Origin of the sequence: uncultured Arthrobacter sp. (assembly GCF_964021775.1) — a bacterium.
In the GTDB taxonomy this organism is placed as follows: Bacteria; Actinomycetota; Actinomycetes; order Actinomycetales; family Micrococcaceae; genus Arthrobacter.
Map to the genome: position 1 here is coordinate 20712 of NZ_CAXHZI010000008.1, position 25980 is coordinate 46691.

Consider the following 25980-nt stretch of genomic DNA (forward strand, 5'->3'; position numbering starts at 1 on the left):
AGTTCTCAACAATCCGGGAAACGGCTGTGAAGTGTGTTACTAGACGTGTTCCATGACACTAAAGTAGCTTCCATCAGTGCGCCTCGGCGCAGTGCTGCGAATCCGTCAGTGACAACAGTGTTTCGGGGGAAAACCGGAAGCAGACACTCATTGAACTTCCGTCGTAGCGCCTATCTCTTTTTCTTCCTGGAGGAACTTTGAAGAACTCACTGCGCGCAAACTTCAAGCGCGGTTCAATGGCCGGCGTCGCCACCGCAGGTGCGGCCGCCCTGCTGCTCACCGGTTGCGGGGCTGCCCCGACCGCCAGCAGCAGCGCCAGCGCCAGCGCCACCAACTACACGGGCTGCATCGTGTCCGACTCCGGTGGATTCGACGACCAGTCGTTCAACCAGTCCTCCTACGAGGGCCTGAAGAAGGCCGAAAAGGACCTGGGCATCAAGGTCAACCAGGTCGAATCAAAGACCAACAACGACTTCGAACCGAACCTGCGCGCCATGGTCACCGCCGGCTGCGACCTGACCGTCACGGTCGGCTTCCTGCTCGGCGACGCCACGAAGGCGCAGGCAACCGCGAACCCGGACAAGCACTTCGCGATCATCGACTTCGGCTACGACAAGCCGATCGCCAACGTCAAGCCGATCATTTACGACACGGCCCAGGCCGCCTTCCTGGCCGGTTACCTCGCAGCCGGCACCACCAAGACCGGCACGGTCGCGACCTTCGGCGGCATCAAGATCCCCACCGTCACCATCTTCATGGACGGCTACGCCGACGGCGTGAAGTACTACAACGAGAAGAAGGGCAAGAACGTCAAGGTTCTTGGCTGGGACAAGGCCAAGCAGGACGGCTCCTTCACCGGTGACTTCGAGAAGCAGGACAAGGGCAAGCAGTTCACCCAGAACTTCCTGGACCAGGGCGCGGACATCGTTATGCCCGTCGCCGGTCCGGTCGGCAAGGGTGCAGGCGCCGCGCTGAAGGAAGCGAAGGCCGCCGGCAAGGACGTCAAGCTCATCTGGGTTGACTCCGACGGCTTCCTGACCGCCCCGGATTACAAGGACATCATGCTCTCCTCCGTCATGAAGCAGATGGGCGAGGCCGTTGAGACCGTTGTGAAGGAAGACAAGGACGGCAAGTTCACCAACGCGCCGTACGTCGGCACCCTCGCGAACGACGGCGTCCAGCTGGCTCCGTTCCACGACCTGGATTCCCAGGTTCCGGCCGAACTGAAGTCCGAGCTGGACCAGATCAAGAAGGACATCGCCGACGGCAAGCTGAAGGTTGAGTCCGCAGCCAGCCCGAAGGCCTAACTTCCGCCGCTAAGCGCCACGGCCCGGACGGTCCCAGACCGAACGGGCTGTGGCGCTTTTCGTTGCGGCGGCCCCGCCCGGGCCAGAGCCGCAGGCACTAGGCTGGTTCTGCAGCCCCATCACCGGCATCCGGGCCGTGACCCGGACATACTTCGAGATTGGTCAGAGTTTTGAAACTTGAACTCAAGGGGATCACCAAACGCTTCGGCTCCCTGGTAGCCAACGACCACATTGACGTGGTGGTTGAACCCGGGCAGATCCACTGTCTGCTCGGCGAGAACGGCGCCGGCAAGTCGACGCTGATGAACGTCCTCTACGGGCTCTACGAACCCACCGAAGGCGAAATCCTCATCGACGACAAACCCGTCAGCTTCCGCGGACCCGGGGACGCGATGGCCGCAGGCATTGGCATGGTGCACCAGCACTTCATGCTGGTCCCGGTGTTCACGGTCGCCGAGAACGTGGCACTGGGGGCGGAAACCACCAAAGCGGGCGGCTTCCTCAATCTCGACGACACCCGCCGGAAGATCCAGGAGATCTCCGACCGGTACGGCTTCGACGTCGACCCCGACGCCCTTATCGAGGACCTGCCGGTCGGCGTCCAGCAGCGCGTGGAAATCATCAAGGCCCTGGTCCGCGACGCCAAGGTGCTCATCCTGGACGAGCCCACCGCCGTGCTCACCCCGCAGGACACCGACGAGCTGCTGGACATCATGCGCCAGCTCAAGAGCCACGGCACCTCGATCGTGTTCATCTCGCACAAGCTCCGCGAGGTCAAGGCCGTCTCGGACACCATCACCGTGATCCGGCGCGGCAAGGTCGTCGGCACGGCCAGCCCCGCGGCCTCGACGACGGAACTCGCCTCGATGATGGTGGGCCGCGCCGTCAACCTGACCCTGGACAAGGCCCCGGCCACGCCGCAGGAAACGACGTTCCAGGTCAAGGACCTCACCGTGATCGCGCCCAGCGGCCAGCACGTTGTGGACGGCATCAGCTTCGACATCGCCCGCGGCGAGATCCTCGCCGTCGCCGGTGTCCAGGGCAACGGCCAGACCGAGCTGACCGAGGCCATCCTCGGCCTGCAGGACCGGGTCCACGGCTCCATCCTTCTCGACGGCGAGGAGCTCCTGGGCCGCAGCGTCAAGGACGTGCTCAAGGCCGGCGTCGGCTTCGTGCCCGAAGACCGCTCGGTGGACGGGCTGATCGGGACGTTCTCGATCGCCGAGAACCTGATCCTGGACCGCTACGACCAGGAACCGTTCGCCAAGGGCATCAGCATGAGCCCGGCCAAGGTGCTGGAAAACGCGAAGACCAGGATCGACGAATTTGACGTGCGCACCCCGTCCGGCTCGCTCGCCGCGGGCACCCTGTCCGGCGGCAACCAGCAGAAGGTGGTCATGGCGCGCGAGCTGTCGCGCCCGCTGCGCCTCTTCATCGCCTCCCAGCCGACCCGCGGCGTCGACGTCGGCTCCATCGAGTTCCTGCACAAACGGATCGTGGCCGAACGCGACCACGGCACACCCGTCATGATCATCTCCACCGAGCTCGACGAAGTCATCGAACTGGCGGACCGGATCGCCGTGCTTTACAAGGGCCGGCTGGTGGGCATTGTGCCCGCCGGCACCGGACGCGACGTCCTTGGCCTCATGATGGCCGGCCTGTCGCCCGACGAGGCCCACGCCGACACCACCAAGACCCCGGCGGCCGCAGCCGCCGCCCCGGCGCCCGCCGCCCAGCCCGCGCAGGAGTCCCGCTCCGGCGCCGTAGGAGAGCACCATGACTGATACCAACCACCCCCGCCACGCGGCTGAGCCGGAACCGGCGGAAACCCCCGACGCCGGAGCAGCTTCCCCGGCGCCCGAAACGACGGAAACCTCCGCCCCGGAAACCCCGGAAACCCCGGAAACCCCAGACGCCACGGATGCCGCCACCGCGACCTCGCTGGACACCGCCGGCGGCGCGATCCGTCCCTCCGCCGTCCCGGTCTCGGGCCAGAGCGGCATCGTCCCCGGCGGCCCTGATTCCCTCCTGCGGAAGATCTTCACCGGCAGCGGCATGGTCTCCGTGCTCGCCGTGCTGCTCGCGCTGATCCTCGGCGGCCTGCTGATCGCCAGCACGGACAAGAACGTCAGCGCCACCGCCAGCTACCTGTTCGCCCGGCCCAGCGACTTCTTCTCCGCCGTCTGGTCCGCCGCCACGCGCTCCTATGTGGCGCTCTTCCAGGGCTCCGTGTTCAACCCGCGCGGCAGCGGGGCAGCGGGGCAGTTCGCCCCGCTGATGGAAACGCTTACGATCGCCACCCCGCTGATCACCGCGGGCCTCGGCGTCGCGCTGGCGTTCCGCGCCGGCCTCTTCAACATCGGCGCGCAGGGCCAGATCATCATGGCCGGCATCCTCGCGTCCTGGGTCGGCTTCGCGCTGCACCTGCCGATGGGCCTGCACCTGCTGCTGGTCCTCGTGGCCGGCATCCTCGGCGGCGCCCTCTGGGCCGGCCTGGTCGGCTTCCTCAAGGCCCGCACCGGCGCGCACGAGGTGATCCTGACGATCATGTTCAACTACATCGCGCTGTACTTCCTGCGGTACCTGCTCAACACCCCCGCGTTCCAGCGGCCGGGCGAAACCAACCCGATTTCCCCGATCCTGGATCCCAGCGCCGTTTACCCGCAGATCCTGGGCACCCAGTACCGGCTGCACCTGGGCTTCCTCCTGGCCATCGCCGCGACCGTCTTCGTCTGGTGGGTGCTGAACCGCTCCACGATCGGTTTCGAATTCCGCGCCGTCGGCGCCAACCCGAAAGCCGCGCTGACCGCCGGCATCAACGTGCCGCGCGCCACCATCCTGGTGATGGCGATCGCGGGCGCCCTGGCCGGCATGTCCGGCGTCGCCCAGGTGGCCGGCACCGAAAAGGTCCTCACCGACGGCGTAGCGGCCACCTACGGCTTTGACGCCATCACCGTTGCGCTGCTGGGACGTTCGACGCCGTGGGGCACCTTCGCCGCCGGCCTGCTGTTCGGCGCCTTCCGCGCCGGCGCCGTCCAGATGCAGATCCAGACCGGCACCCCAATCGACATCGTGCTGGTGGTCCAGTCCCTGATCGTGCTCTTCATCGCCGCCCCGCCGCTGGTCCGCGCGGTGTTCGGCCTGAACCCGCGCAAGAAGAAGGCCGCCAAGGCCGCCAAATCCGAAACGGCAGCAACCACCGGAGTAGCAGCATGAGCACAACAGCAACGTCGCCCCAGCCGGGAAAGCCGCAGCCTGCACCCCTCGAAGGGGGATCCCCGTCGCCGAAGCACCACAAGACGGCCGTGACCGCCAAACCGGTGACCTGGAAACTCCCGGTCACGCTGCTGGTGCTCGCCGTGGTCGCGTTCGTCTTCTTCGGCCTCATGGGACCGCACCAGACCGCCAAATTCGGCATTTCCACCGGCAGTGACTTCTTCCAGCTGCCGGCCCTGGAGATTCCGGCGTTCCTGGGCGGCATCGTCCTGTCCGTGATCATGCTCGCGCTGGCCGGCTACGCCGTGTTCCTCAAGACCCGCAACAGCAAGGTCCCGGGCTGGGTCACGGTCGCCTTCATTGTGCTGTTCGTCGCCGCGTTCCTGATCTGGGTGGTCGGCGGGGCCCGGACCACCAGCATCTCCCTTGCCGGGCTGATCGCGGGCTCCGTGACGCTGGCCGTGCCGCTGGTGTTCGGCTCCCTCTCCGGCGTGCTCTGCGAACGCGTCGGCGTCGTGAACATCGCGATCGAAGGCCAGCTCCTGGGCGGCGCCTTCACCGCCGCGATCATCGCCACGCTGACGCACAACCCCTTCCTGGGCCTGATCGCCGCCGCCGTCGCCGGAGCGCTCGTGTCCATGATCCTGGCCCTGTTCAGCATCAAGTACGTGGTCAACCAGATCATCGTCGGTGTGGTGCTCAACGTCCTGGTATCCGGCGTCACCGGCTTCCTGTTCAGCACCGTCATGCAGGCGGACAAGGACAAGTTCAACTCACCGGCGCACCTGGACCCGATCACCATCCCGGTGCTGGGCGACATCCCGCTGATCGGGCCGATCCTGTTCAAGCAGTCCCTGATCGGCTACCTGATGTACATCGCCGTGATCGTGGTCTGGGTCGGGCTGTTCAAGACCAAGTGGGGCCTGCGCGTCCGCGCCGTCGGCGAGCACCCGCAGGCCGCCGACACCATGGGCATCAAGGTCAACGCGACCCGCTTCTGGAACGTCACCCTCGGCGGCGCCGTCGCCGGCATCGGCGGGTCCTTCTTCACCCTGGTCGCGATTGACAGCTTCACCAAGGAGATCTCCGGCGGGCGCGGCTTCATCGCCCTGGCCGCACTGATCTTTGGCCGCTGGAACCCGATCGGGGCCTTCTTCGCGGCGCTGCTGTTCGGCTTCGCGGACAACCTGCAGAGCATCGTCACCATCATCGGCACCCCGGTGCCGAGCCAGTTCATGGCGATGCTGCCTTACCTGGTGACGGTGCTCGCCGTCGCCGGCCTCGTCGGACGCTCCAGGCCGCCGGCAGCCAGCGGCATCCCGTACGTGAAGGGCTGACCGTGGCGGACAACATCACTGATAACAGTGCGCCGGCACCAGCCCCGGCGCCCGGCGTCGACTGGGCAGCGCTGGAAGCCGCCGCCGCCACTGCGATGAAGAACGCCTACGCGCCGTATTCGAAGTTCGCGGTGGGGGCTGCGGCCCTCACCGCGGACGGCCGGATCGTCAGCGGCTGCAACGTCGAAAACGCGAGCTACGGGCTGACCCTGTGTGCCGAGTGCGCGCTGGTCGGCAACCTGCACATGACCGGCGGCGGCCTGCTGCGCGCCTTCTACTGCGTCGACGCGGACGGCAACGTGCTGATGCCGTGCGGACGCTGCCGGCAGTTGCTTTACGAATTCCGGGCCCCGGACATGGAACTCATGACCACACAGGGCATCAAAACGATGGACCAGGTGCTGCCCGACGCCTTTGGCCCCCAACACCTGGAGGAAACCCGGTGACACAGACCACCCACAACACCGAAGCGTTCGACGCCGTCGACATCATCCGCATCAAGCGGGACAAAGGTGTGCTCAGCGCCGCCCAGATCGACTGGACGATCGACGCCTACACCCGCGGCGCCATCGCCGATGAGCAGATGGCCGCGCTCAACATGGCCATCCTGCTCAACGGGATGGACCGGGCCGAGATTTCGCGCTGGACCGCGGCGATGATCGCCTCCGGCGAGCGGATGGACTTCTCCAGCCTGCGCCGGCCCGACGGCGGCGTGAAGGCCACCTCGGACAAGCACTCCACCGGCGGTGTGGGGGACAAGATCACGCTGCCGCTGGCCCCGCTGGTGGCCGTGTTCGGCGTAGCCGTCCCGCAGCTTTCCGGCCGGGGCCTCGGCCACACCGGTGGCACCCTGGACAAGCTTGAGTCCATCCCGGGCTGGCGCGCGGCGCTGAGCAATGAGGAAATGCTGGCGCAGCTGCAGGACGTGGGTGCCGTCATCTGCGCTGCCGGTGCGGGCCTGGCCCCGGCGGACAAGAAGCTCTACGCCCTGCGCGACGTGACCGGAACGGTGGAAGCCATCCCGCTGATCGCCTCCTCGATCATGAGCAAGAAAATCGCCGAAGGCACCGGATCGCTGGTCCTGGACGTCAAGGTGGGCAGCGGCGCCTTCATGAAGGACGAGGCCCGCGCCCGGGAGCTGGCCGAGACCATGGTGGCCCTGGGCAAGGACGCCGGGGTCAACACGGTGGCGCTGCTGACCAACATGAACACGCCGCTGGGCCTCACCGCCGGCAACGCGATCGAGGTGGAGGAATCCGTCGAGGTCCTCGCCGGCGGCGGCCCGGAAGACGTCGTCGAACTCACCGTCCGGCTGGCCGAGGAGATGCTTGCCTGCGCCGGCGTGCACGACGCCGACCCGCGCGCCGCGCTCAACGACGGCCGTGCCATGGACGTCTGGAACCGGATGATCCAGGCCCAGGGCGGCGACCCGCGCGCCAAACTCCCGGTGGCCAAGGAATCCGAGACCATCTACGCGCCGGCCGACGGCGTGCTGGTCGAGCTCGACGCCATGGCTGTAGGCGTCGCGGCCTGGCGCCTCGGCGCCGGACGTGCCCGCAAGGAGGACCAGGTCCAGGCCGGGGCCGGGGTGCGGATGCACGCCAAGCCGGGCGCCACGGTCCGTGCCGGCGAGCCACTGATGACCCTGCTGACGGACACCCCGGAGAAGTTCGAGCGGGCCAAGGAAGCATTGGAACACGCCGCCGTGATCGCCCCCGAGGGATCGCGCCCGGCGCAGCAGCTCATCATCGACCGCATCGCCTAGCTCCCTCCGGTTGCTCTCTCACTTGTGGTCCTTAAACCCCAGGTTTAGGGACCACAAGTGAGAGAGGAACCGGCTCCGGGGCTGGGCAGTACACTGGCACCACAGTATTTCCGGGAGAAACCGGGCACCGCCGTGCGTTAGGAAACCGTGCAGGCAATCAACGACTTCATCCTGGCAGCCGCAGGCCAACCCTGGGTCCTGGTCCTCGTGTTTGCCTGCTGCCTGATCGACGGCTTCTTCCCGCCCGTTCCCAGCGAATCCGTGGTGGTGGGCCTGGCCGCCGTCGCCGCCTCGGCCGATGTGCCCAACCCGCTCCTGCTGATCGCCGTGGCAGCAGCCGGCGCTTTCTCCGGGGACAACATCGCCTACCTGATCGGCCGTGCCACCGGAACCGGGCGCTGGGCGTGGATGCGCGGGTACCGGGCGCAGCGGGCGTTCCTCTGGGCCGGCAACGAACTCCGCAAACGGCCCGCGTCACTGATCATGGTCGCCCGGTTCGTCCCGATCGGCCGGGTGGCCGTCAACCTGACCGCCGGCGCCACCAGCTACCCGCACTCCCGGTTTGTTGGCCTGACGGTGCTGTCCGCGGTGCTGTGGGCCGGCTACTCGGTAGGCATCGGCCTGTTCTTCGGGCAATGGTTCGAAGAGAACCACCTGCTGGGTGCCACCATTGCGATCATCTGCGCGGTCATCCTCGGCATCGCCGTCGACGTCGTCCTGAGCCGGTTGCGCGGCAGGGGCCCGGGGGAGCCGCTTGCGGAGAACCAGGACCGGGCCGTGCCGCCGGCGGACGGCTAAGACCCGCGCCGGCCCGCGCCGGCCGGACGCGCCGGAACCGCCCGCGCCGACACCGGATTCATGGTGCCGTGCGCGTAGCGCAAGATGCCCCGCCCGTGGGACACTTAGGTGCGATTCACGTCACGTCTGTGCCGTGTGCGCTTTGCCGCAAGCCCTGTCCGTCCCGGGTACGTCCCCCGTCAGTTTTCTAGGAGCACAGCCCGCGTGGAGTTCATTAATGATGCCGTGCTCCATGCAGCGGGCCAGTGGTGGATCTATCCGCTGCTGCTGGTGTTCTTCTTCGTCGACGGTTTCGCCATGGTGGTCCCCAGCGAGACGTTGATTGTGGCCCTCGCCGCGTACTCCCGGCAAAGCGGTCAGCCCAACCTCTGGATCCTCGGCCTCACCGCGCTGATCGGCGCCATCGCCGGCGACAACATGGCCTACCTGCTGGGCAGCAAGATCGGCATCGAACGGTTCCGCTGGATGCGCAAGCCCAAGGTTCAGCGGGTCTTCGCCTGGGCCCGCTACGAACTCGAAAAGCGCGGCGCCGTCCTGATCTTCACGGCCCGCTACATCCCCTGGGGCCGGGTGGCCGTCAACTACGTCGCGGGCACCACGGGCTTCCCGCACCGCAGGTTCTTCCTGCTGGACGCGTTCGCCTGCGTGACCTGGGTCCTCTACTCGATCGGGATCGGCCTCCTCGCCAGTTCCTTCCCCTGGCTGCACCACAACCCGCTCCTGAGCGCCGGGATCGCCGTCGTCTTCGCGATCGTCCTCGGCATCGCCGTCGACCACTTGCTGCGCTGGTGGCACAAGCGCCTCGGCCGGCACGACGAGCCGGGGGACTCCGAGCCGGCGGAGGACACCGCGGCGGAGCCCGCCGCGGTTCCCGGGCCCGAGTCCGTGCTGACCGCCCGGTCCGCGGAGGCCGGCCCCGCCGGCAAGTAGCGCGGGGCGCCGTCCGACCCTATGGTTGGAACGTGACTGAGACTATTCTTGACGCTGCCCCTGACCTCGAATTCGACCTGAAGGGCCTTCCCAAGGTTTCCCTTCACGACCACCTGGACGGCGGACTGCGTCCGGCCACCATCATTGAACTTGCCGAAGCTGTCGGCCACACGCTGCCCTCCACAGACCCGGTGGCGCTGGGGGAGTGGTTCCGCGAATCCGCAGACTCCGGTTCGCTGGTCCGCTACCTCGAAACGTTCGACCACACCATCGCCGTGATGCAGACCAAGGAAGGCCTGTTCCGCGTAGCCAAGGAATTTGTCGAGGACCTCGCGGACGACGGCGTCGTCTACGGCGAGGTGCGCTGGGCCCCGGAACAGCACCTGCAGCAGGGCCTGTCGCTGGACGACGTCGTTGAGGCCGTCCAGGCGGGCCTGGACGCAGGCGTGGACGCCGTTGCCGAGACCGGCCGCGAGATCCAGGTCGGCCAGCTGATCACCGCCATGCGCCACGCCGACCGCGGCCAGGAAATCGCCGAGCTGGCCGTCCGCCACCGCTACAAGGGCGCCGTCGGCTTCGACATCGCCGGCGCCGAGGACGGTTTCCTGCCGTCCCGCTTCAAGGACGCCTTCACCTACCTGGCCCAGCACAACTTCCCGGCCACCATCCACGCCGGCGAGGCCGCCGGGCTGGAGAGCATCCAGTCCGCCCTGGTCGACGGACGGGCGCTGCGCCTGGGCCACGGCGTGCGGATCGCCGAAGACGTCACCGTCGAATTCGAGGATGCGGACCCCGCCGGTGCCGCCGACACCGCCGCCGTCGATTCGGACAGCGACGAAGTCGACGACAACATCGGCCTCGTGACCCTGGGCGAGCTCGCCAGCTGGGTCCGGGACCGCGGCATCGCGCTGGAAATCTGCCCCTCCTCCAACCTGCAGACCGGCGCCATCGCCGGCTTTGGCGAGGGCATCGACAGCCACCCGGTGGACATGCTCTACCAGCTGGGCTTCAACGTCACGATCAACACGGACAACCGGCTGATGAGCGGCGTGACCCTCACCGACGAGTTCGAACTGCTCGTGGAGACCTTCGATTACGACCTGGACGACCTGCTCGAGCTGACGCTGAACGCCGCCGAAGCCGCGTTCCTGCCGCTGGAGGAGAAGGAAGCCCTGGTCGAATACATCAATGAGGCCTACGCCGACCTTGGCTAAGGACGCCAACGCAGTGGGCGGGCAGCTCGGGGATTTGTTGCAGACCATCGCCGAGCTGCGCGCCCACTGCCCCTGGATGGGTGCACTCACCCACGAATCCCTCGTGGAATACCTCCTCGAGGAGGCCCACGAGGTGGCCGAGACCATTGAGGCCGACGGCGGCGACGCCGAGCTGCAGGCTGAACTCGGCGACGTCCTGCTGCAGGTGGTGCTGCACGCCCGGCTCGCCGAGGAGCGCGGAGCCTTCACCTTTGACGACGTCGCGCGCGGTCTGCGGGACAAGATGATCCGGCGCAACCCGCACGTTTTCCGCCCCGACGGCACCCTGCAGGACTCCTTCCCGGCCACGGTGCAGGAGATCGTGCTGAAATGGGACGCCGTCAAGCAGGCCGAGAAGCCCGAACGGGGCCACACCTTCGACGGGGTCCCGGCCGCGCTGCCGGCCCTGGCCCGGGCGCAGAAGCTGCTGGACCGGGCTGAACGCGCCGGACTCCCGGCAGGACCGGAGGCGGCCCCGCCCGCCGCCGGCGTCGGAACCCCGGCCCCGCCCGCCGTCGGCGGTGCCCCGGCAACCCCGGCCCCGGCGACCGAGGAGGAGCTCGGTGAGCTGCTGTTCGGCATTGTCGCCGCGGCCCGGCGCAACGGACTCGACGCCGAACGCGCGCTGCGCGGCGCCAACCGCCGCTTCCAGGACACCCGGCCCGGCGGCGCCGGCGCCGCAGCGCCGCGTCCGGGGACTGGATAGCTTTCCGTAACTTAGCCCACTCTCGACTAGGCTAGGGGCGACGAGGACGTCGGTTTCCAGCTTGATCCACCGCTAGATTTCCAGCAGTCAGATTCCCAGCAGATCGCTTCACCCAAAGGAGCATATTCATGGCGCTTATCGATGCCATCCACGCCCGCGAGATCCTCGATTCCCGTGGCAACCCGACCGTAGAAGTTGAAGTCCTGCTCTCCGACGGCCAGATCGGCCGTGCAGCAGTTCCCTCCGGCGCCTCCACCGGCGAACACGAGGCCGTTGAACTCCGCGACGGCGACAAGGGCCGCTACCTCGGCAAGGGCGTCCAGAAAGCCGTTGACGCGGTCATCGACCAGATCGCCCCCGCCCTGATCGGCTTCGACGCCACCGACCAGCGCAGCATCGACCAGGCCATGATCGACCTGGACGGCACCGCCAACAAGAGCAAGCTGGGCGCCAACGCGATCCTCGGCGTCTCCCTGGCCGTCGCCAACGCCGCGGCCGCCTCGGCCGACCTGCCGCTCTACAAGTACCTGGGCGGCCCCAACGCGCACGTCCTGCCGGTGCCGCTGATGAACATCCTCAACGGCGGCTCGCACGCCGACTCCGACGTGGACATCCAGGAATTCATGGTTGTCCCGCTCGGCGCCGAAACCTTCTCCGAGGGCCTGCGCTGGGGCGTCGAGGTCTACCACGCGCTCAAGGCGGTGCTGCAGTCCAAGGGCCTGGCCACCGGCCTCGGCGACGAGGGCGGCTTCGCCCCGAACCTGCCGTCCAACCGCGCCGCCCTGGACCTGATCCAGGAAGCCATCAAGAACGCCGGCTACACCCCGGGCAAGGACATCGCCCTGGCCCTGGACGTCGCCTCCTCCGAGTTCTTCAAGGACGGCGCCTACCAGTTCGAAGGCAAGACCCTCAGCTCCGCCGAGATGAGCGCCTACTACGCCGAGCTGGTCGCCGACTACCCGCTGGTCTCTATCGAAGACCCGCTGGACGAGAACGACTGGGACGGCTGGAAGACCCTCACCGACTCGATCGGGGACAAGGTCCAGATCGTCGGCGACGACCTGTTCGTCACGAACCCGGAGCGCCTGCAGACCGGCATCGACTCCAAGACCGCCAACTCGCTGCTGGTCAAGGTCAACCAGATCGGTTCACTGACGGAAACGCTCGACGCCGTGTCCCTCGCCCAGCGCGCGGGTTACACGACCATCACCTCGCACCGCTCCGGCGAAACCGAGGACACCACGATTGCTGACATCGCGGTGGCCACCAACGCCGGCCAGATCAAGACCGGCGCGCCGGCACGCTCGGAGCGCGTCGCGAAGTACAACCAGCTGCTGCGCATCGAAGAGGAACTCGACGACGCCGCACGCTACGCCGGACGCAGCGCGTTCCCGCGTTTCAAGGGCTAGTACCCGCAAAAACCAGGAACCGGTGGCTATGGTGGAAAGACCATGGCCACCGGTTCTGTTTTGGCCGGTTCGTTTTGGCCGGTTCTTTTTGGCCAGTTGTAAGGAGTGACATGGCAACCCGCCGTCCCAAGGTTCCCCGGGCCGCCGCTGCGGCCCCAAAGTCGGCGGCCACCGGCCGGGGGGAAGCCGGCGGCGACGTCATCCGGGCGGACTTCGGGGGTCCGCGGCACGGCACCGGCCCGGCCGCCAACCACGACGCCGGACGGCCGGTCAGCCACGACGCCGGGCGGCCTGCTGCCGAAGCGGCGGACGCCGGGACGCGCGGCCCGGCCCAGGGGGCGGCCCCGGCGGCCAGGACAAGCGCCGGCAGCGGCACCCCCGCCAAGCCCGCGGCGAAGCCTTCCGCCGGCAGCGCCGGACCGGCCAAGGGGCCCTCTAAGGGGGCGGCCGCTAAACCCGGCCAGTCCGCGGAGTCCGACGGTCTGGACCCCGTTCCGGCCAAGGCCTTCTCCGGCCGGCTGCTGGCCCTCGGCGTTGTGATGATCGCCATCACCATCATGCTCGCCCCCACGGTCCGGATCTTCCTCGAAAAACGCGCCGAAATAGCGGCGCTGGAAGCGGACATCTCGGCCAAGCAGGCGAAGCAGACGGACCTCAAACGCCAGGTCTCGCGCTGGCAGGACCCGAACTACGTGAAGCAACAGGCCCGCGACCGCATTAACATGGTTATGCCCGGCGAAACCGGCTACTGGGTTTACGGCAGCGATCTGCCTGCCGCGACCTCCGGTGCCGGCGCCGCAGCAGGAGCAGCCACAGACCCGGCCAATCTGCCGTGGGTGGATTCCCTCTGGGAGTCCATCCGGCGTTCGGCAACAGACTAGGAGCGGCGCCCGCCGCCGGATTACCGCCACCCGGTGATTCCAACAGGGCAGGAAGGTGCCGCGCCAGTGGACCAGAACCAAGTGGACCATTCCCCGGCAGCAGGGAACCCCAACGACGCGACCGCCGTGGACCCGGCCCCGATGCCGGCCGAGTCCCGCCAGCCGTCGGCCCGCGACCTCGACGTGCTCAGCCGCCAGCTCGGGCGTCCGGTGCGCGACGTCGTCGAAATCCCCGCCCGCTGCGTCTGCGGCAACCCGCTGGTTGCGGCGACCTCGCCGCGGCTCAGCAACGGCACCCCGTTCCCTACCACCTTCTACCTGACCCACCCGGTGATCACCTCGGCCGTGTCCAGGCTCGAGGCGGCCGGGCTGATGAACGAGATGAACGAACGGCTCGGAGCCGACGGTGCCCTGGCTGCGGATTACCGTGCCGCGCACGACGCGTACCTGCGCTCCCGTGACGAAATCGGCGCCCGGTCCGGCATCGGTGCCGTCCCCGAGATCGACGGTATCTCCGCCGGCGGCATGCCCACCCGCGTTAAATGCCTGCATGTCCTGGTAGGGCATGCGCTGGCGGCCGGCCCAGGAGTCAACCCGCTCGGTGACGAGGCGATCGCGGCCATCAGCGAGTGGTGGACCCGCGGCCGCTGCTACTGCGACGGCGCGTGGGACACCGGCGGCGAGGCCCCCTCGCGGGACCTGAGCCGCCACGGCCCGCAGGGCTTGCCGGAAATCGTCGGGCGGCCGGCCCCGGTCCGGAAGTCCCGCGCGGCTGACGCCGCCCACGATGGCACCGGAGCGGCCCAGTGACGCGCGTGGCCGCGATCGACTGCGGCACCAACTCCATCCGCCTGCTCATCGCCGATGTCGGCGCCGCCGGCGGCACCTCGCCGAAGCTGACCGACGTCGTCCGTGAGATGCGCGTGGTCAGGCTCGGGCAGGGCGTCGACGCCACCGGCGAATTCGCCCAGGAGGCGCTGGACCGCACCCTCGAGGCCACCGCCGACTACGCGGAGCTGATCCGCCGCCACGGCGCCGGGAAGGTCCGCTTTGTGGCCACCTCCGCCACCCGGGACGCCCGCAACCGGCAGGTCTTCATCGACGGCGTCCGGGAACTGCTCGGCGTCGAACCCGAGGTGATCAGCGGCGACGAGGAGGCCGCGCTCTCCTTCGCCGGTGCCAGCAGCGTGCTGCCCTCGCGCGGCAAGGACCCGGTGCTGGTGGTGGACCTGGGCGGCGGCAGCACCGAGTTCGTGCTGGGCGACGCCGACGGCGTCATCGCCGCCAAGTCCGTCGACGTCGGGTGCGTCCGGATGACCGAACGGCACCTGCAGGCAGACCCGCCCACGGCGGAACAGATCGCCGCCGCTGAGTCCGACGTCGACGCGGCGATCAGCCATGCCGCGCTGACCGTACCGCTCGACCGCGCCACCGCCGTGATCGGCGTCGCGGGATCCGTCACCACCATCACCGCGCATGCCCTGAAGCTGGCCGAGTACTCGGCCGCGGCCATCCACGGCACGGAACTGGACCTGGATACCGCCCGGGATGCCTGCACCTCGCTGCTGGACATGACCCGGGAGGACCGGGCCGCCCTGCCCTACATGCATCCCGGCCGGGTGGACGTGATCGGCGCCGGCGGCCTCGTCTGGCGCCGCGTACTCGAACGCATGGCGGACGTCACAGACGGCCGCATCACCACGGCCATCACCAGCGAACACGATATTCTTGACGGGATTGCCCTGAGCATCAGCTAGCCCCGCGCCCGTACCGGCACCGCCCAGCAGGGGTGGCCCCGGCGCCGGGCAGCCCCCGCCGACTGCCGCGCCCGACTCCGCGGCGCCCGCAGACATACCGCCGATTGGACCCGAATGACCAGAGCAACAGCCCGGCACCGCCGGACCGCCTCGGCGTTGATGGCCCTGGCACTTGCCGGCGGCAGCGTCGCCGGCACCCTGACGGCGGCCCCGCCGGCCCACGCGGACTCCACGCGGGACAAGGAATACTGGCTGGCAGGGTCCGGAATCAAGAAAGCCTGGGAAGTGTCCAAGGGCGCCAACGTCAAGGTCGCCGTGATTGACAGCGGCGTGGACGGCAAACACCCGGACCTCAAGGGCGTGTTGTCCGGGGGAACGGACGTGTCCGGCGCCGGGGGCGCCGACGGCCTCAAGAGCATCGGCGCCAAGCCCGAACACGGCACCCTCGTCGCGACCATGCTTGCCGGCCGCGGCCACCAGCCCAAAAAGTCCACGGCCAGCCCCAGCCCGTCGGCCTCCACCGGCGTCGGCCCGGACGGGATCGTGGGCGTGGCCCCCGAGGCCCAGATCCTCTCTGTCTCCACCTGGCTGGGATCGGCCAACCCCGGGGGAAAGAGCGACCAGGACCAGATCCCCGAGGCGGTCCGCTGGGCGGTCGACAACGGCGCCCAGGTCATCAACATCTCCCTCGGCAGCACCTCGCCGGAGTGGCCGCAAAGCTGGGATGCCGCCTTCCTGTACGCCGAACAGAAAGACGTCGTGATTGTCTGCGCCGCCGGCAACCGGGTGGGCGGCAACATCCAGGTCGGCGCCCCGGCCACCATTCCCGGCGTGCTGACCGTGGCCGGCCTGAACCGCAAGGGTGTTGCCAGCATCGATTCCTCCTCGCAGGGCATCAGCATCGGCGTCGCCGCACCGGCCGAGAACCTGGTGGGCGGCATGCCCGGCGGCGGCTACGCCGAGTGGGCCGGCACCTCGGGCGCGACCCCCATCGTCGCCGGCGTCGCTGCGCTGATCCGCTCAAAGTGGCCGGAGATGTCCGCCAGCCAGGTCATCAACCGGATTGTCAGCACCGCAAAGGACGCCGGGCTGCCGGGCAAGGACCCGCTGTACGGCTTTGGCGTGCTCAACGCCGAGGCCGCACTCAAGGCCGACGTCCCGGAAACCAAGGCCAACCCGCTGGGTACGATCTCCGACTGGATCCGGGTCCACCGGCGCGGCAACCCGGTGAGCTCCGCGGCCCCTGCCGCCCCCGCCCCGTCAAGTGCGGCGCCGACCCTGCCCGAACCCACCGTGCCGGTTGCGGCGGCCCCGTCGCCGGCGGACAGCGCCGTCCCGGCCATGGTGGTGCTCGGCTTCGGCGGGCTCTTCGTCTGCATCATCGCGGCGGCCGCCATCCAGCTTCGGCGCGCGCTCCACGGGCCCGGCTCCGGCTCCGAAGCAGACCCCGGCGCGGTGCCTGAGGTTGCGCCCGGTGCGGCACCTGAGGTTGCGTCCGGCGCAGCACCTGAATCGGGCCCGGACGCAGCGCCCGGCCGGCCTTCCCCAAGCACGCCGGATTCCGCGGAAACCCGGGCCGCGGGGAGTTAGTGAAGTTTTTCACAAACTACGGTATTCTTGACCCATGGCATCCACCCCTCAGCTCCAGGACCGTCCCAGGGTACTCGTCGTCGGCGGCGGGTACGTCGGCCTGTACGTAGCCCTCAAACTGCAGAAAAAGATCGCGAACGCCGGTGGCATCGTCACCCTCGTTGATCCGCTGCCCTACATGACCTACCAGCCCTTCCTGCCGGAAGTGGCCGGCGGAAACATCGAGGCCCGGCACGCCGTCGTCTCGCACCGCAAGCACCTTAAGCAGACCGAACTGATCCAGGGCCGCGTCACCTCGATCGACCACGCCAACCGCACGGCCGTGGTGGCACCGGCCGACGGCGGCGAAAACTTCGAGGTCCCGTACTTCGACGTCGTGCTGGCCGCCGGCGCCATCACCCGCACGTTCCCGATCAAGGGCCTCGCGGACAAGGGCATCGGCCTCAAGACCATCGAGGAGGCCGTCGCCCTGCGCAACGGTGTCCTCGAGCGCATCGAAACCGGCTCGCTGATGACCGATCCGGTCGAGCGCGCCCGCGCCCTGACGTTCGTCGTCGTCGGCGGCGGCTTCGCCGGCATCGAGTGCATCACCGAAATGGAAGACCTGGCCCGCGCCGCGGTCAAGAACAACCCGCGCGTCAAGCAGGAGGAAGTCCGCTTCGTCCTGGTCGAGGCCATGGGGCGGATCATGCCCGAGGTTACGGCGAAGCAGGCCGAATGGGTCGTCGAGCACCTGCGCAGCCGCGGCATCGAGGTGCTGCTGAACACCTCGCTGGACAACGCCGAGGGCTCCCTCAAGCTGATCAACCTGCCGGACAAGACCCCCGCGCAGGAATTCGAATCCGACACCCTGGTCTGGACTGCCGGTGTGCAGGCCAACCCGATGGTCCGCTCCACCGACTTCCCGCTCGAGCCCCGCGGCCGCGTCCGGGTCCTTCCGGACCTGCGCGTCTCCGGCGACGAGGGCATCATCGAGAACGCCTGGGCCGCCGGCGACATCGCGGCCGTGCCGGACCTCACCGGCAGCGGCCTGCCGGACGGCACCTGCGTCCCCAACGCGCAGCACGCGCTGCGCCAGGCCAAGCGCCTTGCCAAGAACCTGTGGGCCTCCCGCTGGGACAAGGAGCTCAAGGACTACAAGCACAAGAACCTGGGCGCCGTCGCCGGCTTCGGCGAGTGGAAGGGCGTTGCCAACATCAACCTCATCGGCCGCATCGGCCTCAAGGGCCCGCTGGCCTGGCTCGCCCACCGCGGCTACCACGGCCTGGCCATGCCGACGTTCGAGCGCAAGATCCGCGTGATCTCCGGCTGGTTCTGGGCCCTCTTCCTGGGCCGCGACACCACCCAGCTGATGGACCTGGACAACCCGCGCGGGGCCTTCGTGGCCGCAGCGACACCGGCTCCCAAGCCGGCCGCAGCACCCGCGGCACCGGCGGCGGAGAAGCCCGCCGAGGCCCCTGCCAAGGAACCTGTCTCGGCCGACGCCAAGTAGCCCGCAGCAGCCCGACGACGGCGGCCGTTCCCTTCGAAGGGGAGCGGCCGCCGTCGTCGTTGGTGCGGCCGGCCGCTGCTGGCCGGCGCCGCCTGGATTGGCGGGCGGATTGGCCGGGGGGCGGGCCCACCTGCCTAGACTGGGCCCATGACTCCCGCTGAAAAGGACCTGCATACCCTGCTCGCGACCATGCGGCCGGTGATCCGCGAGGGCGAGTACGTCTACGCCCTGTGGCCGCACGGCAAACCGCTGGCCGGCCACATTGCCGCCGCCGTCCGGGAAGCTGAGGGGCTGACCGTGGTGCTGCCGCGGGCCGACGCCGACGCCCTTGGCCTGAAGTACGACTTCGTGGCGGCGTGGATCACCCTGCAAGTGCATTCATCCCTGGAGGCCCTGGGGCTTACCGCGGCCGTCAGCGCCGCCCTGACCGAGGCGAAGATCAGCTGCAATGTGCTGGCCGGTTTCCACCACGACCATCTGCTCGTTCCGGTGGCCGAAGCCGAGCGGGCCCTCGAAGTTCTCCACGAATTGTCCCTGAACAGCCGCTCGGCGAACGGCGGAGGGCAGCAGCCGGCGCCACAACTGGTCCTGCGCTCTGAGCTGCCTGAGGACCGGCCGGCGCTCCTGGCACTCACCGCGGCGGCCTTCTCCATCTCGCCGGTCACGGGCCTGCCGGTTGAAGGGGAACCGGAGGAAGTGGACCTGCTGCGTCGGCTCTTCGAGTGCGGGGAGTACCTGCCGGAATTCAGCATCGTCGCTGAGCTGGACGGCGAGATCGTCGGCCACGTCATCAGCACCCGCGGCTGGGCGGATGAGCTGGAGCTGCTGGGGCTGGGCCCGATCGGGGTGCTGCCGCGTCTGCAGCGGCACGGCATCGGCTCGGCGCTGATGAAGGAAACCATCGACCGGGCCAACGCCGCGGGGGAGCGGGGCATCGCGCTGCTCGGCAGCCCCGACTACTACGCCCGCTTTGGCTTTGTGCCCTCCACCTCGCTGGGCGTGCAGGCACCGGACCCTGCCTGGGGTGAGCATTTCCAGCTGCTGCCGCTCGCGCTCTGGCCCGGCGGCGTCAGTGGGGCGTTCCGCTACGCGGCGCCCTTCGACGGACCTGAGGCGGAGTCCTAGCAGCCCGCCGTCGGTATACCCGTCCGGCGGGATACCATTGACCGGGCGCCCCAGTAGCCCAATTGGCAGAGGCAGCGGACTTAAAATCCGCGTGTTGTGGGTTCGAGTCCCACCTGGGGCACTTCACAATTGCCGCATCGTGCGCCACAATTGCTGTCCTGCTGCCTTTAGCGCCCCCGGCCGGCCGTGCGTCCGACAGAGAACGCGACGGCGGACCCCCGGTTTTCGGCGGCTTGCGGGCCGGTATGGCGCTTTTCCCGCCGCCTGATTTCCTCTATGCAACGAGTGTTATAAGGATGTGACCGTAGTCACTTCTGTCCGGACGGAAATTGCATTAGCTTGAAGCTAAATCAGGAACACCTGATCTTTCGCATCAAAGGCCGTTCGCACCTTTAGATCGAGGAGATTTCTCTATGACTTCACTCCCCCAGGTGGCGCCGCGCATCGCTAAGCTCACAGCGCTTAGCCTCGGCGTCGCCCTTCTGGCTACGGCTTGTGGCGGTTCGTCCACGCCGTCGGCAACCACCGGCTCGGCATCTGCCCAGGCCGCCGGCATCGCTTGCCCGGCCCCGAGCGCAACCGGTGGTGCCACCAGCTCGGCCAGCGCGGAAGGTTCCGTGCCCGCGTCCTCGACCACCACGGACACCCCGCTCAAGATCGGCTCCCTGCTGCCGACCACCGGCTCCCTGGCCTTCCTCGGCCCGCCCGAAATCGCGGGCGTCAACCTTGGCATCAAGGAAGTCAACGACGCCGGCGGCGTCCTCGGCAAGCCCGTCCAGGTCATCCACCGCGACTCCGGTGACACCAAGACGGACATCGCCACGCAGTCCACCACTGCACTGCTGGGCCAGGGCGTCAGCGCCATCATCGGTGCCGCCTCCTCGGGCGTCTCCAAGACCGTGATCAACCAGATCACCGGCGCCGGCGTCATCCAGTTCTCACCGGCCAACACTTCGCCGGACTTCACCACGTGGGACGACAAGGGCCTCTACTGGCGCACCGCCCCCTCTGACGTGCTGCAGGGCAAGGTCCTCGGCAACTACATGGCCACCTGTGGCGCCCAGACCGTTGGCATGATCGTACTGAACGACGCTTACGGCACGGGTCTTGCAAAGAACGTCAAATCCGCGGTGGAGGCCGCCGGCGGCAAGGTTGTGGCGGAGGAGCTCTTCAACGAAGGCGACTCCCAGTTCAGCAGCCAGGTGGACAAGGTCCTCGCGGCCAAGCCGGATGCCATCGCCCTGATCACCTTCGACCAGGCCAAGAGCATCGTTCCGCTCATGACGGGCAAGGGCATCAAGCCCACCCAGATCTTCATGGTGGACGGCAACATGTCCGACTACAGCAAGGACTTCAAGGCAGGCACCCTGAAGGGCGCCCAGGGCACCATCCCGGGCACCTTCGCCAAGGATGACTTCAAGAAGAAGCTCCTCGCGATCGACCCGGCGCTCAAGGATTACAGCTACGCAGGCGAGTCCTACGACGCCGTGAATCTGATCGCGCTGGCCTCCGAAGCGGCCAAGAGCACCAAGGGCGTCGATATCGCCAAGCAGCTCAAGGCAGTCTCCGAAGGCGGCGAGAAGTGCAACAACTACGCCTCCTGCGTCACCCTGCTCCGCAATGGCAAGGACATCGACTACGACGGCCAGTCCGGCCCCGTAACGTTCTCCGACGCCGGCGACCCGACGGAAGCCTACATCGGCATCTACGAGTTCCAGGATGACAACAGCTACAAGCCCGTCAAGGAAGAATTCGGCAAGCTGTAAAGCCGCTTCCCCAGACAACCAAGAAACCCCCGTCCCTTTCGGACGGGGGTTTCTTGCGTGCGGGGGAGGTGCCACCGGAGGCCCACCGTGACGCTCAGCAGCCGTCGGACCGCCGGGGCCTGGGAAGGGCGCTGGAGGCTGCGCAACCGGGTTTTCGCTACGAAATCGGACGACGGCACCGCGGATCAGGGGTGCACCAGTCCGGAACCGCCGCGGAAGCGTGGCCCGACGTGAGGGCGACGGAGGCAGGCGCTTGCGAAAGCGCCGTTGTTGCGCTGGGCCCCCGGCGGCAGGGGTCCCTGCCCGAGCTTGCGAGGGGAGGGGGCCGCCGGGGAGGAACGAGCGCAGGCGCCGAGCAAGTGGCTGTCTCCGGAGCCCGGGGAGTCTGAGCTCCGGAGAAGGAAGCGCCCGGACGGTACACGGGAGCGCCGAACACCCGCCGGGCACGCAGAAGGGCCGCCACCGGCTGGTGACGGCCCTTCGGAACGGCTGCGGGGCTGGCGCTACGGCTACTCGACGGTGTCCGCCAGGGTCCCGAGGTACAGCTGGATGACCTTGGGATCCTTCATGAGCTCCCGGCCGGTGCCCGTGTACGCGTCCTTGCCCTGGTCCAGGACGTAGCCGCGGTCACAGATCTGCAGGCAGCGCCGTGCGTTCTGCTCCACCATGATCACGGAGACACCCGCCCGGTTGATCTCGTGCACCCGCAGGAACGTCTCGTCCTGCTTGACGGGGGAGAGGCCTGCCGAGGGCTCGTCGAGCAGCAGCACGGCCGGGTCCATCATCAGGGCCCGTCCCATGGCAACCATCTGGCGTTCGCCGCCGGAGAGCGACCCGGCGCGCTGGGCCCGGCGCTTGGCCAGCTCCGGGAACAACTCCGCAACGAAGTCGAACCGTTCGGCGAAGTCCTTCGGCCGCTGGAACATCCCCATCTGGAGGTTCTCTTCGATGGTCAGGGCCGCGAACACGTTGTTGGTCTGCGGAACGAAGCCGACGCCCCGGCTCACCAGTTTGTTGGCTTTCAGCCCGGTGATGTCCTGGCCGCGGACCACCACGGAGCCGGAGTGGACCTTGACGAGGCCGAACATGGCCTTCAACAGGGTCGACTTGCCGGCGCCGTTGGGCCCAATGATGCCGATCAGCTCGCCCTTGCGGGCTTCAATGCTGCAGCCGTTCAGGATGTTGACGCCCGGGATGTAGCCGGCCACCAAGTTGGTGACCTTGACGACCGAGTCGCCGTCGTATCCGTTCTTAGCGGCGGGGGCCGCGCTGGTGGCGCTCATTGCGTGTCCTTCTCTGTCCGGTTCGGCTCGCCGCTGTGGGGCTCCTCGGCGCTCCGCCGGCCGTGTGGTGCGCCGCTGGCGGTATCGGGCCGGGGTGTCTCCGTCATGAGAACGTCGGAGGAGATGACCCCCGCGTTCTCGGTGCCGACGATTGATTCCTCGTCGGCCTCGAGCTCGGCCGCGAGTTCCTTGATGCCTTCCGAGTCGCCCAGGTCCACATCGTGGTGGGCGCCCAGGTAGGCGTCGATCACGGCCGGGTTCTTCATGACCTCGGCTGGCGGCCCCTCGGCCACGATCTTGCCCTCCGCCATCACCACGACCCAGTCGGCGATGTGGCGGACCATGTGCATGTCGTGCTCGACGAACAACACGGTCATGCCCTCGGCCTTGAGGTTCTTGATGTGGTCCAGCAGGGACTGGGTCAGCGCCGGGTTGACGCCTGCCATCGGCTCGTCAAGCATCACGAGCTTGGGCTTCACCATGAGCGAGCGTGCCATTTCGAGGAGCTTGCGCTGCCCGCCGGAGAGGGACGCCGCGTAGTCGTCCTTCTTGGCATCGAGCTTGAACTTCGCCAGCAGCACGTTGGCTTCTTCGGTGATCTTCTTTTCCTGGCCGCCCCAGATTCCCTTGAACAGGGCCTTGGACAGCTTCTCGCCGGACTGCTGGGAGGCGCCCAGGCGCATGTTCTCCATAACGGTGAGCTTGCCCATGACCTTGGTCAGCTGGAACGTGCGGACCATGCCCATCCGGGCCACCTTGTAGGAGGAGACGCCGGCCAGGCCGTTCCCCTCGAACTGCCACTTGCCCGTGTTTGGGGTATCGAAGCCCGTGAGCAGGTTGAACAGCGTGGTCTTGCCGGCACCGTTGGGACCGATCAGGGCCGTGATCTTGTGCCGCGGGATCTCCAGGTATTCGACGTCGACGGCGTTGATGCCGCCGAAGCTGCGGGTGACGTTTTCCGCCACCAGGATCGGGTCGCGCTTCTTGCAGCCGGGGGCGGTCTCGCCCGCGGCAATCGGACGCGAGTCCGTCATGTAGTCGATGGTCTCGGCGGCGCCGGAGGTCCCGGCGCCCGCCTGTGGTTTTTCGCTGTGCATGCTCATGCGAACGCCAGCTCCTTCTTGTTGCCAAAGACGCCCTGGGGCCTGAAGATCATCAGCAGCATCAGTGCGATGCCGACCAGGATGTAGCGCAGCTGGCCGGCCTGGACCGTGTTCAGCCACGTGACGGCGCCCGATTCGATCAGGCCGTACAGCACGCCCTGGGTGAGGGACAGGACGACCCAGAAGATCATCGCCCCGACGACCGGGCCCAGCACGGTGCCGAGCCCGCCGAGCAGCAGGCAGGTGTAGAGGAAGAACGTCAGCTCGGTGCCGTAGTTCGCCGGCTGCACCGCGCCGCGGGGGAGGGTGAACACCATGCCTGCGAGGGCTCCGAGCACGCCGCCGATCACGAGGGCCTGCATCTTGTAGGAGTAGACGTTCTTGCCGAGCGAACGGACAGCGTTCTCGTCCTCGCGGATGCCCTTGAGGACACGGCCCCACGGGCTGCGCATCAGCAGCCAGACCAGCAGGCAGCAGACGATCACGAGCCCCCAGCCGACCACGCGGATGAAGAAGTCGCGGTTGTTCATGCCGAAGTAGGATCCGTCGGGGAACGGGTTCATCGCGTAGAAATCGCCCTCGAAGGCGGCCAGGCCGTTGGCCGAACCGGTCACCGAGGTCAGCTGGTTGGTGGTGACGATGTAGCGGACGATTTCCGCGGCCGCAATCGTGACGATGGCCAGGTAGTCGGCCCGCAGCCGGAGCGTGGGGATGCCGAGCAGCAGGGCGAAGATTGCCGAGCAGACGACGGCGATCAGCAAGCCGACGAAGAACGGCACGTGGAAGGTCAGGGTGGAGATGGCGAAGCCATAGGCCCCCACCGCCATGAAGCCGGCCTGGCCGAAGTTCAGCAGGCCCGAGTAGCCGAAGTGGACCGCCAGGCCGAGCGCGGCGAGCGCGTACGCCGCCGTCGTCGGGCTGAACAATTCACCGGCAGCGCTGGAAAGAATAAATCCGAAGTCCATGTCTGTCTCCTAACCCACGCGCTCGCGGCGGCCCAGGATGCCCTGAGGCCGGAACAAGAGGACAACGATCATGATGAACAGTGCTCCCACGTACTTGAGGTCGGCAGCGAGGCCGAAGACGGTGGTCAGCTCCACGAAGATGCCGACGATGATGGAACCGAACAGGGCGCCCCAGACCGTGCCGAGGCCGCCGAGGGTCACGCCGGCGAAGATGAGCAGCAGGATCTGCGAACCCATATCGAAGGTGACGCCGGGACGGTAGTACGCCCAGAGAATGCCGCCGAGCGAGGCGAGCATGCCGCCGGTGACCCAGACGATCCGGATGACCGAGTCGACGTCGATGCCGGAGGCTGCGGCCAGTGCCGGGTTGTCGGCCACCGCGCGGGTGGCCTTGCCGAGCCGGGTCTTGAGCAGGACGACGCCGAGCACGGCGATGACGACGACGCTGATGAGCAGGGACCAGAGGTTGTTGGGCGAGATGGATACCGGCCCGATCTGGATTTCCGCGCTCTGGGCGAAAGGCAGCTGCTGGGTGGCGCCGCCGAAGTAGAACTGGATCACGTAGCGGACGGCGAGGGCGAGGCCGATGCTGACGATCATCATCGGGACCAGGCCGGTGCCGCGGCGCCGCAGCGGCTTCCAGAGCCCGGCGTCCTGGACGTAGCCGAACAGGCCGCCGCCGAGGAGCGCAAGGATGATGGAGAGCCAAAACGGCAGGTTCATGGCGTTGAAGCCGAAGACCAGGACGGCGCCGAGCGTGACCATCTCGCCGTGTGCGAAGTTGGTCAGGCCAGTGGTGCCGAAGATCAGGGACAAGCCCACCGACGCGAGGGCCAGGAGCAGGCCGAAGCTCAGGCCCGCGACCAGCCGGTTAAGCAGGTTCTGGCCGAAGTCCTGTTCCTGGACCACGATGCCTTTGCCGAAGGCGAAGATCACCGAGAGGTTGGACGTCTGGCTGAAGGTGACCTTGCGGGGATTTTCCTGGCCGTCGGCGAGCTTGATGCCCTCGGGGAGGGTCTTTTCGTCCAGCTCGACCTCGTACGTCCCCTGGGTGGGGACGCCGATGGTCCAGGAACCGTTGGCACCCGATTTGGTGGTTCCGGTGAAATCGCCGCTCTTGGCGGTGATGGTGACATCTGCGAGCGGGGCGCGGTCATCGCCGCGCAGGAAACCGCTGATGCTGTTCTGGAACGTGGTGCTCGACGGGGATGGTGTCGGCGACGGCGTCGCGGCCTGGGATGCCGGGGCGACGATGAGCAGAAGGGCGGCCACGGCGGCGAACATGGCCCCCACAGCT

Annotated in this window: 22 protein-coding genes and 1 tRNA gene; 19 read left to right on the forward strand and 4 right to left on the reverse strand. The window is 68.0% G+C overall.

Going from position 1 to position 25980, the window contains the following annotated elements:
* Positions 1 to 236 precede the first annotated feature (236 nt).
* From ABIN76_RS09455 to ABIN76_RS09545, 19 genes are all read left to right on the forward strand, one after another.
* Complete coding sequence (locus ABIN76_RS09455) at positions 237 to 1307, forward strand: BMP family ABC transporter substrate-binding protein (RefSeq protein ID WP_346959530.1); 1071 nt, start codon at positions 237 to 239, stop codon at positions 1305 to 1307.
* Between the two features lie 170 nt (positions 1308 to 1477).
* Positions 1478 to 3091, forward strand: coding sequence for an ABC transporter ATP-binding protein (locus ABIN76_RS09460; RefSeq protein WP_346959457.1), 1614 nt, complete (start codon positions 1478 to 1480; stop codon positions 3089 to 3091).
* Positions 3084 to 4523, forward strand: coding sequence for an ABC transporter permease (locus tag ABIN76_RS09465; protein ID WP_346959458.1), 1440 nt, complete (start codon positions 3084 to 3086; stop codon positions 4521 to 4523). The genes ABIN76_RS09460 and ABIN76_RS09465 overlap by 8 nt, the downstream gene beginning before the upstream one ends.
* Positions 4520 to 5860: an ABC transporter permease gene (locus ABIN76_RS09470; protein ID WP_346959459.1), complete on the forward strand. Its 1341-nt coding sequence runs from the start codon at positions 4520 to 4522 to the stop codon at positions 5858 to 5860. The genes ABIN76_RS09465 and ABIN76_RS09470 overlap by 4 nt, the downstream gene beginning before the upstream one ends.
* A gap of 2 nt (positions 5861 to 5862) precedes the next feature.
* Positions 5863 to 6306 carry a cytidine deaminase gene (locus ABIN76_RS09475; protein ID WP_346959460.1) on the forward strand — a complete coding sequence of 148 codons (444 nt, stop codon included), beginning with the start codon at positions 5863 to 5865 and terminating at the stop codon, positions 6304 to 6306.
* Positions 6303 to 7625, forward strand: a complete 1323-nt coding sequence (locus ABIN76_RS09480; protein ID WP_346959461.1) for a thymidine phosphorylase — start codon at positions 6303 to 6305, stop codon at positions 7623 to 7625. Before ABIN76_RS09475 ends, ABIN76_RS09480 begins: the two co-directional genes overlap by 4 nt.
* 147 nt (positions 7626 to 7772) lie before the next feature.
* Positions 7773 to 8423: a DedA family protein gene (locus ABIN76_RS09485; RefSeq protein ID WP_346959462.1), complete on the forward strand. Its 651-nt coding sequence runs from the start codon at positions 7773 to 7775 to the stop codon at positions 8421 to 8423.
* Between the two features lie 204 nt (positions 8424 to 8627).
* Positions 8628 to 9353, forward strand: a complete 726-nt coding sequence (locus ABIN76_RS09490; protein ID WP_346959463.1) for a DedA family protein — start codon at positions 8628 to 8630, stop codon at positions 9351 to 9353.
* A 32-nt stretch (positions 9354 to 9385) separates the two neighbouring features.
* Positions 9386 to 10567, forward strand: a complete 1182-nt coding sequence (locus ABIN76_RS09495) for an adenosine deaminase (RefSeq protein WP_346959464.1) — start codon at positions 9386 to 9388, stop codon at positions 10565 to 10567.
* Between the two features lie 76 nt (positions 10568 to 10643).
* Positions 10644 to 11312, forward strand: coding sequence for a MazG nucleotide pyrophosphohydrolase domain-containing protein (locus ABIN76_RS09500; RefSeq protein ID WP_346959531.1), 669 nt, complete (start codon positions 10644 to 10646; stop codon positions 11310 to 11312).
* 128 nt (positions 11313 to 11440) lie between these two features.
* Entirely contained in the window at positions 11441 to 12721 is a 1281-nt protein-coding gene (gene eno / locus ABIN76_RS09505; protein WP_346959465.1) for a phosphopyruvate hydratase, read from the forward strand.
* Between the two features lie 110 nt (positions 12722 to 12831).
* Positions 12832 to 13602 carry a septum formation initiator family protein gene (locus ABIN76_RS09510; protein WP_346959466.1) on the forward strand — a complete coding sequence of 257 codons (771 nt, stop codon included), beginning with the start codon at positions 12832 to 12834 and terminating at the stop codon, positions 13600 to 13602.
* Positions 13603 to 13743: 141 nt separating this feature from the next.
* The gene (locus ABIN76_RS09515; protein WP_346959532.1) at positions 13744 to 14412 is read left to right on the forward strand and encodes a DUF501 domain-containing protein; all 669 of its coding nucleotides are present in this window, start codon (positions 13744 to 13746) and stop codon (positions 14410 to 14412) included.
* Positions 14409 to 15359, forward strand: coding sequence for a Ppx/GppA phosphatase family protein (locus tag ABIN76_RS09520; protein ID WP_346959467.1), 951 nt, complete (start codon positions 14409 to 14411; stop codon positions 15357 to 15359). Before ABIN76_RS09515 ends, ABIN76_RS09520 begins: the two co-directional genes overlap by 4 nt.
* Positions 15360 to 15473: 114 nt before the next feature.
* On the forward strand, positions 15474 to 16949 hold the full coding sequence (locus ABIN76_RS09525) for a S8 family serine peptidase (RefSeq protein WP_346959468.1): 1476 nt from the start codon (positions 15474 to 15476) through the stop codon (positions 16947 to 16949).
* A 34-nt stretch (positions 16950 to 16983) separates the two neighbouring features.
* Positions 16984 to 18441, forward strand: a complete 1458-nt coding sequence (locus ABIN76_RS09530) for an FAD-dependent oxidoreductase (protein ID WP_346959469.1) — start codon at positions 16984 to 16986, stop codon at positions 18439 to 18441.
* A 147-nt stretch (positions 18442 to 18588) separates the two neighbouring features.
* Positions 18589 to 19566: an N-acetyltransferase gene (locus ABIN76_RS09535; RefSeq protein ID WP_346959470.1), complete on the forward strand. Its 978-nt coding sequence runs from the start codon at positions 18589 to 18591 to the stop codon at positions 19564 to 19566.
* Positions 19567 to 19613: 47 nt separating this feature from the next.
* Positions 19614 to 19687: transfer RNA gene (locus tag ABIN76_RS09540), tRNA-Leu, on the forward strand.
* Between the two features lie 292 nt (positions 19688 to 19979).
* Positions 19980 to 21332, forward strand: a complete 1353-nt coding sequence (locus tag ABIN76_RS09545) for an ABC transporter substrate-binding protein (RefSeq protein ID WP_346959471.1) — start codon at positions 19980 to 19982, stop codon at positions 21330 to 21332.
* 509 nt (positions 21333 to 21841) lie between these two features.
* On the opposite strand, the gene ABIN76_RS09550 is transcribed toward ABIN76_RS09545, so the two are convergent.
* From ABIN76_RS09550 to ABIN76_RS09565, 4 genes are read right to left on the reverse strand one after another with little or no spacing between them, the layout of a single operon-like run.
* Positions 21842 to 22615 (reverse strand): ABC transporter ATP-binding protein, encoded by a 774-nt coding sequence (locus ABIN76_RS09550; protein ID WP_346959472.1) that lies wholly within the window; start codon positions 22613 to 22615, stop codon positions 21842 to 21844.
* On the reverse strand, positions 22612 to 23718 hold the full coding sequence (locus ABIN76_RS09555; RefSeq protein WP_346959473.1) for an ABC transporter ATP-binding protein: 1107 nt from the start codon (positions 23716 to 23718) through the stop codon (positions 22612 to 22614). The genes ABIN76_RS09550 and ABIN76_RS09555 overlap by 4 nt, the downstream gene beginning before the upstream one ends.
* Positions 23715 to 24683 carry a branched-chain amino acid ABC transporter permease gene (locus ABIN76_RS09560; protein ID WP_346959474.1) on the reverse strand — a complete coding sequence of 323 codons (969 nt, stop codon included), beginning with the start codon at positions 24681 to 24683 and terminating at the stop codon, positions 23715 to 23717. The genes ABIN76_RS09555 and ABIN76_RS09560 overlap by 4 nt, the downstream gene beginning before the upstream one ends.
* A gap of 9 nt (positions 24684 to 24692) precedes the next feature.
* A complete protein-coding gene (locus ABIN76_RS09565) occupies positions 24693 to 25976 on the reverse strand; it encodes a branched-chain amino acid ABC transporter permease (RefSeq protein WP_346959475.1) in 1284 nt (427 codons plus the stop codon).
* Positions 25977 to 25980: the final 4 nt, after the last annotated feature.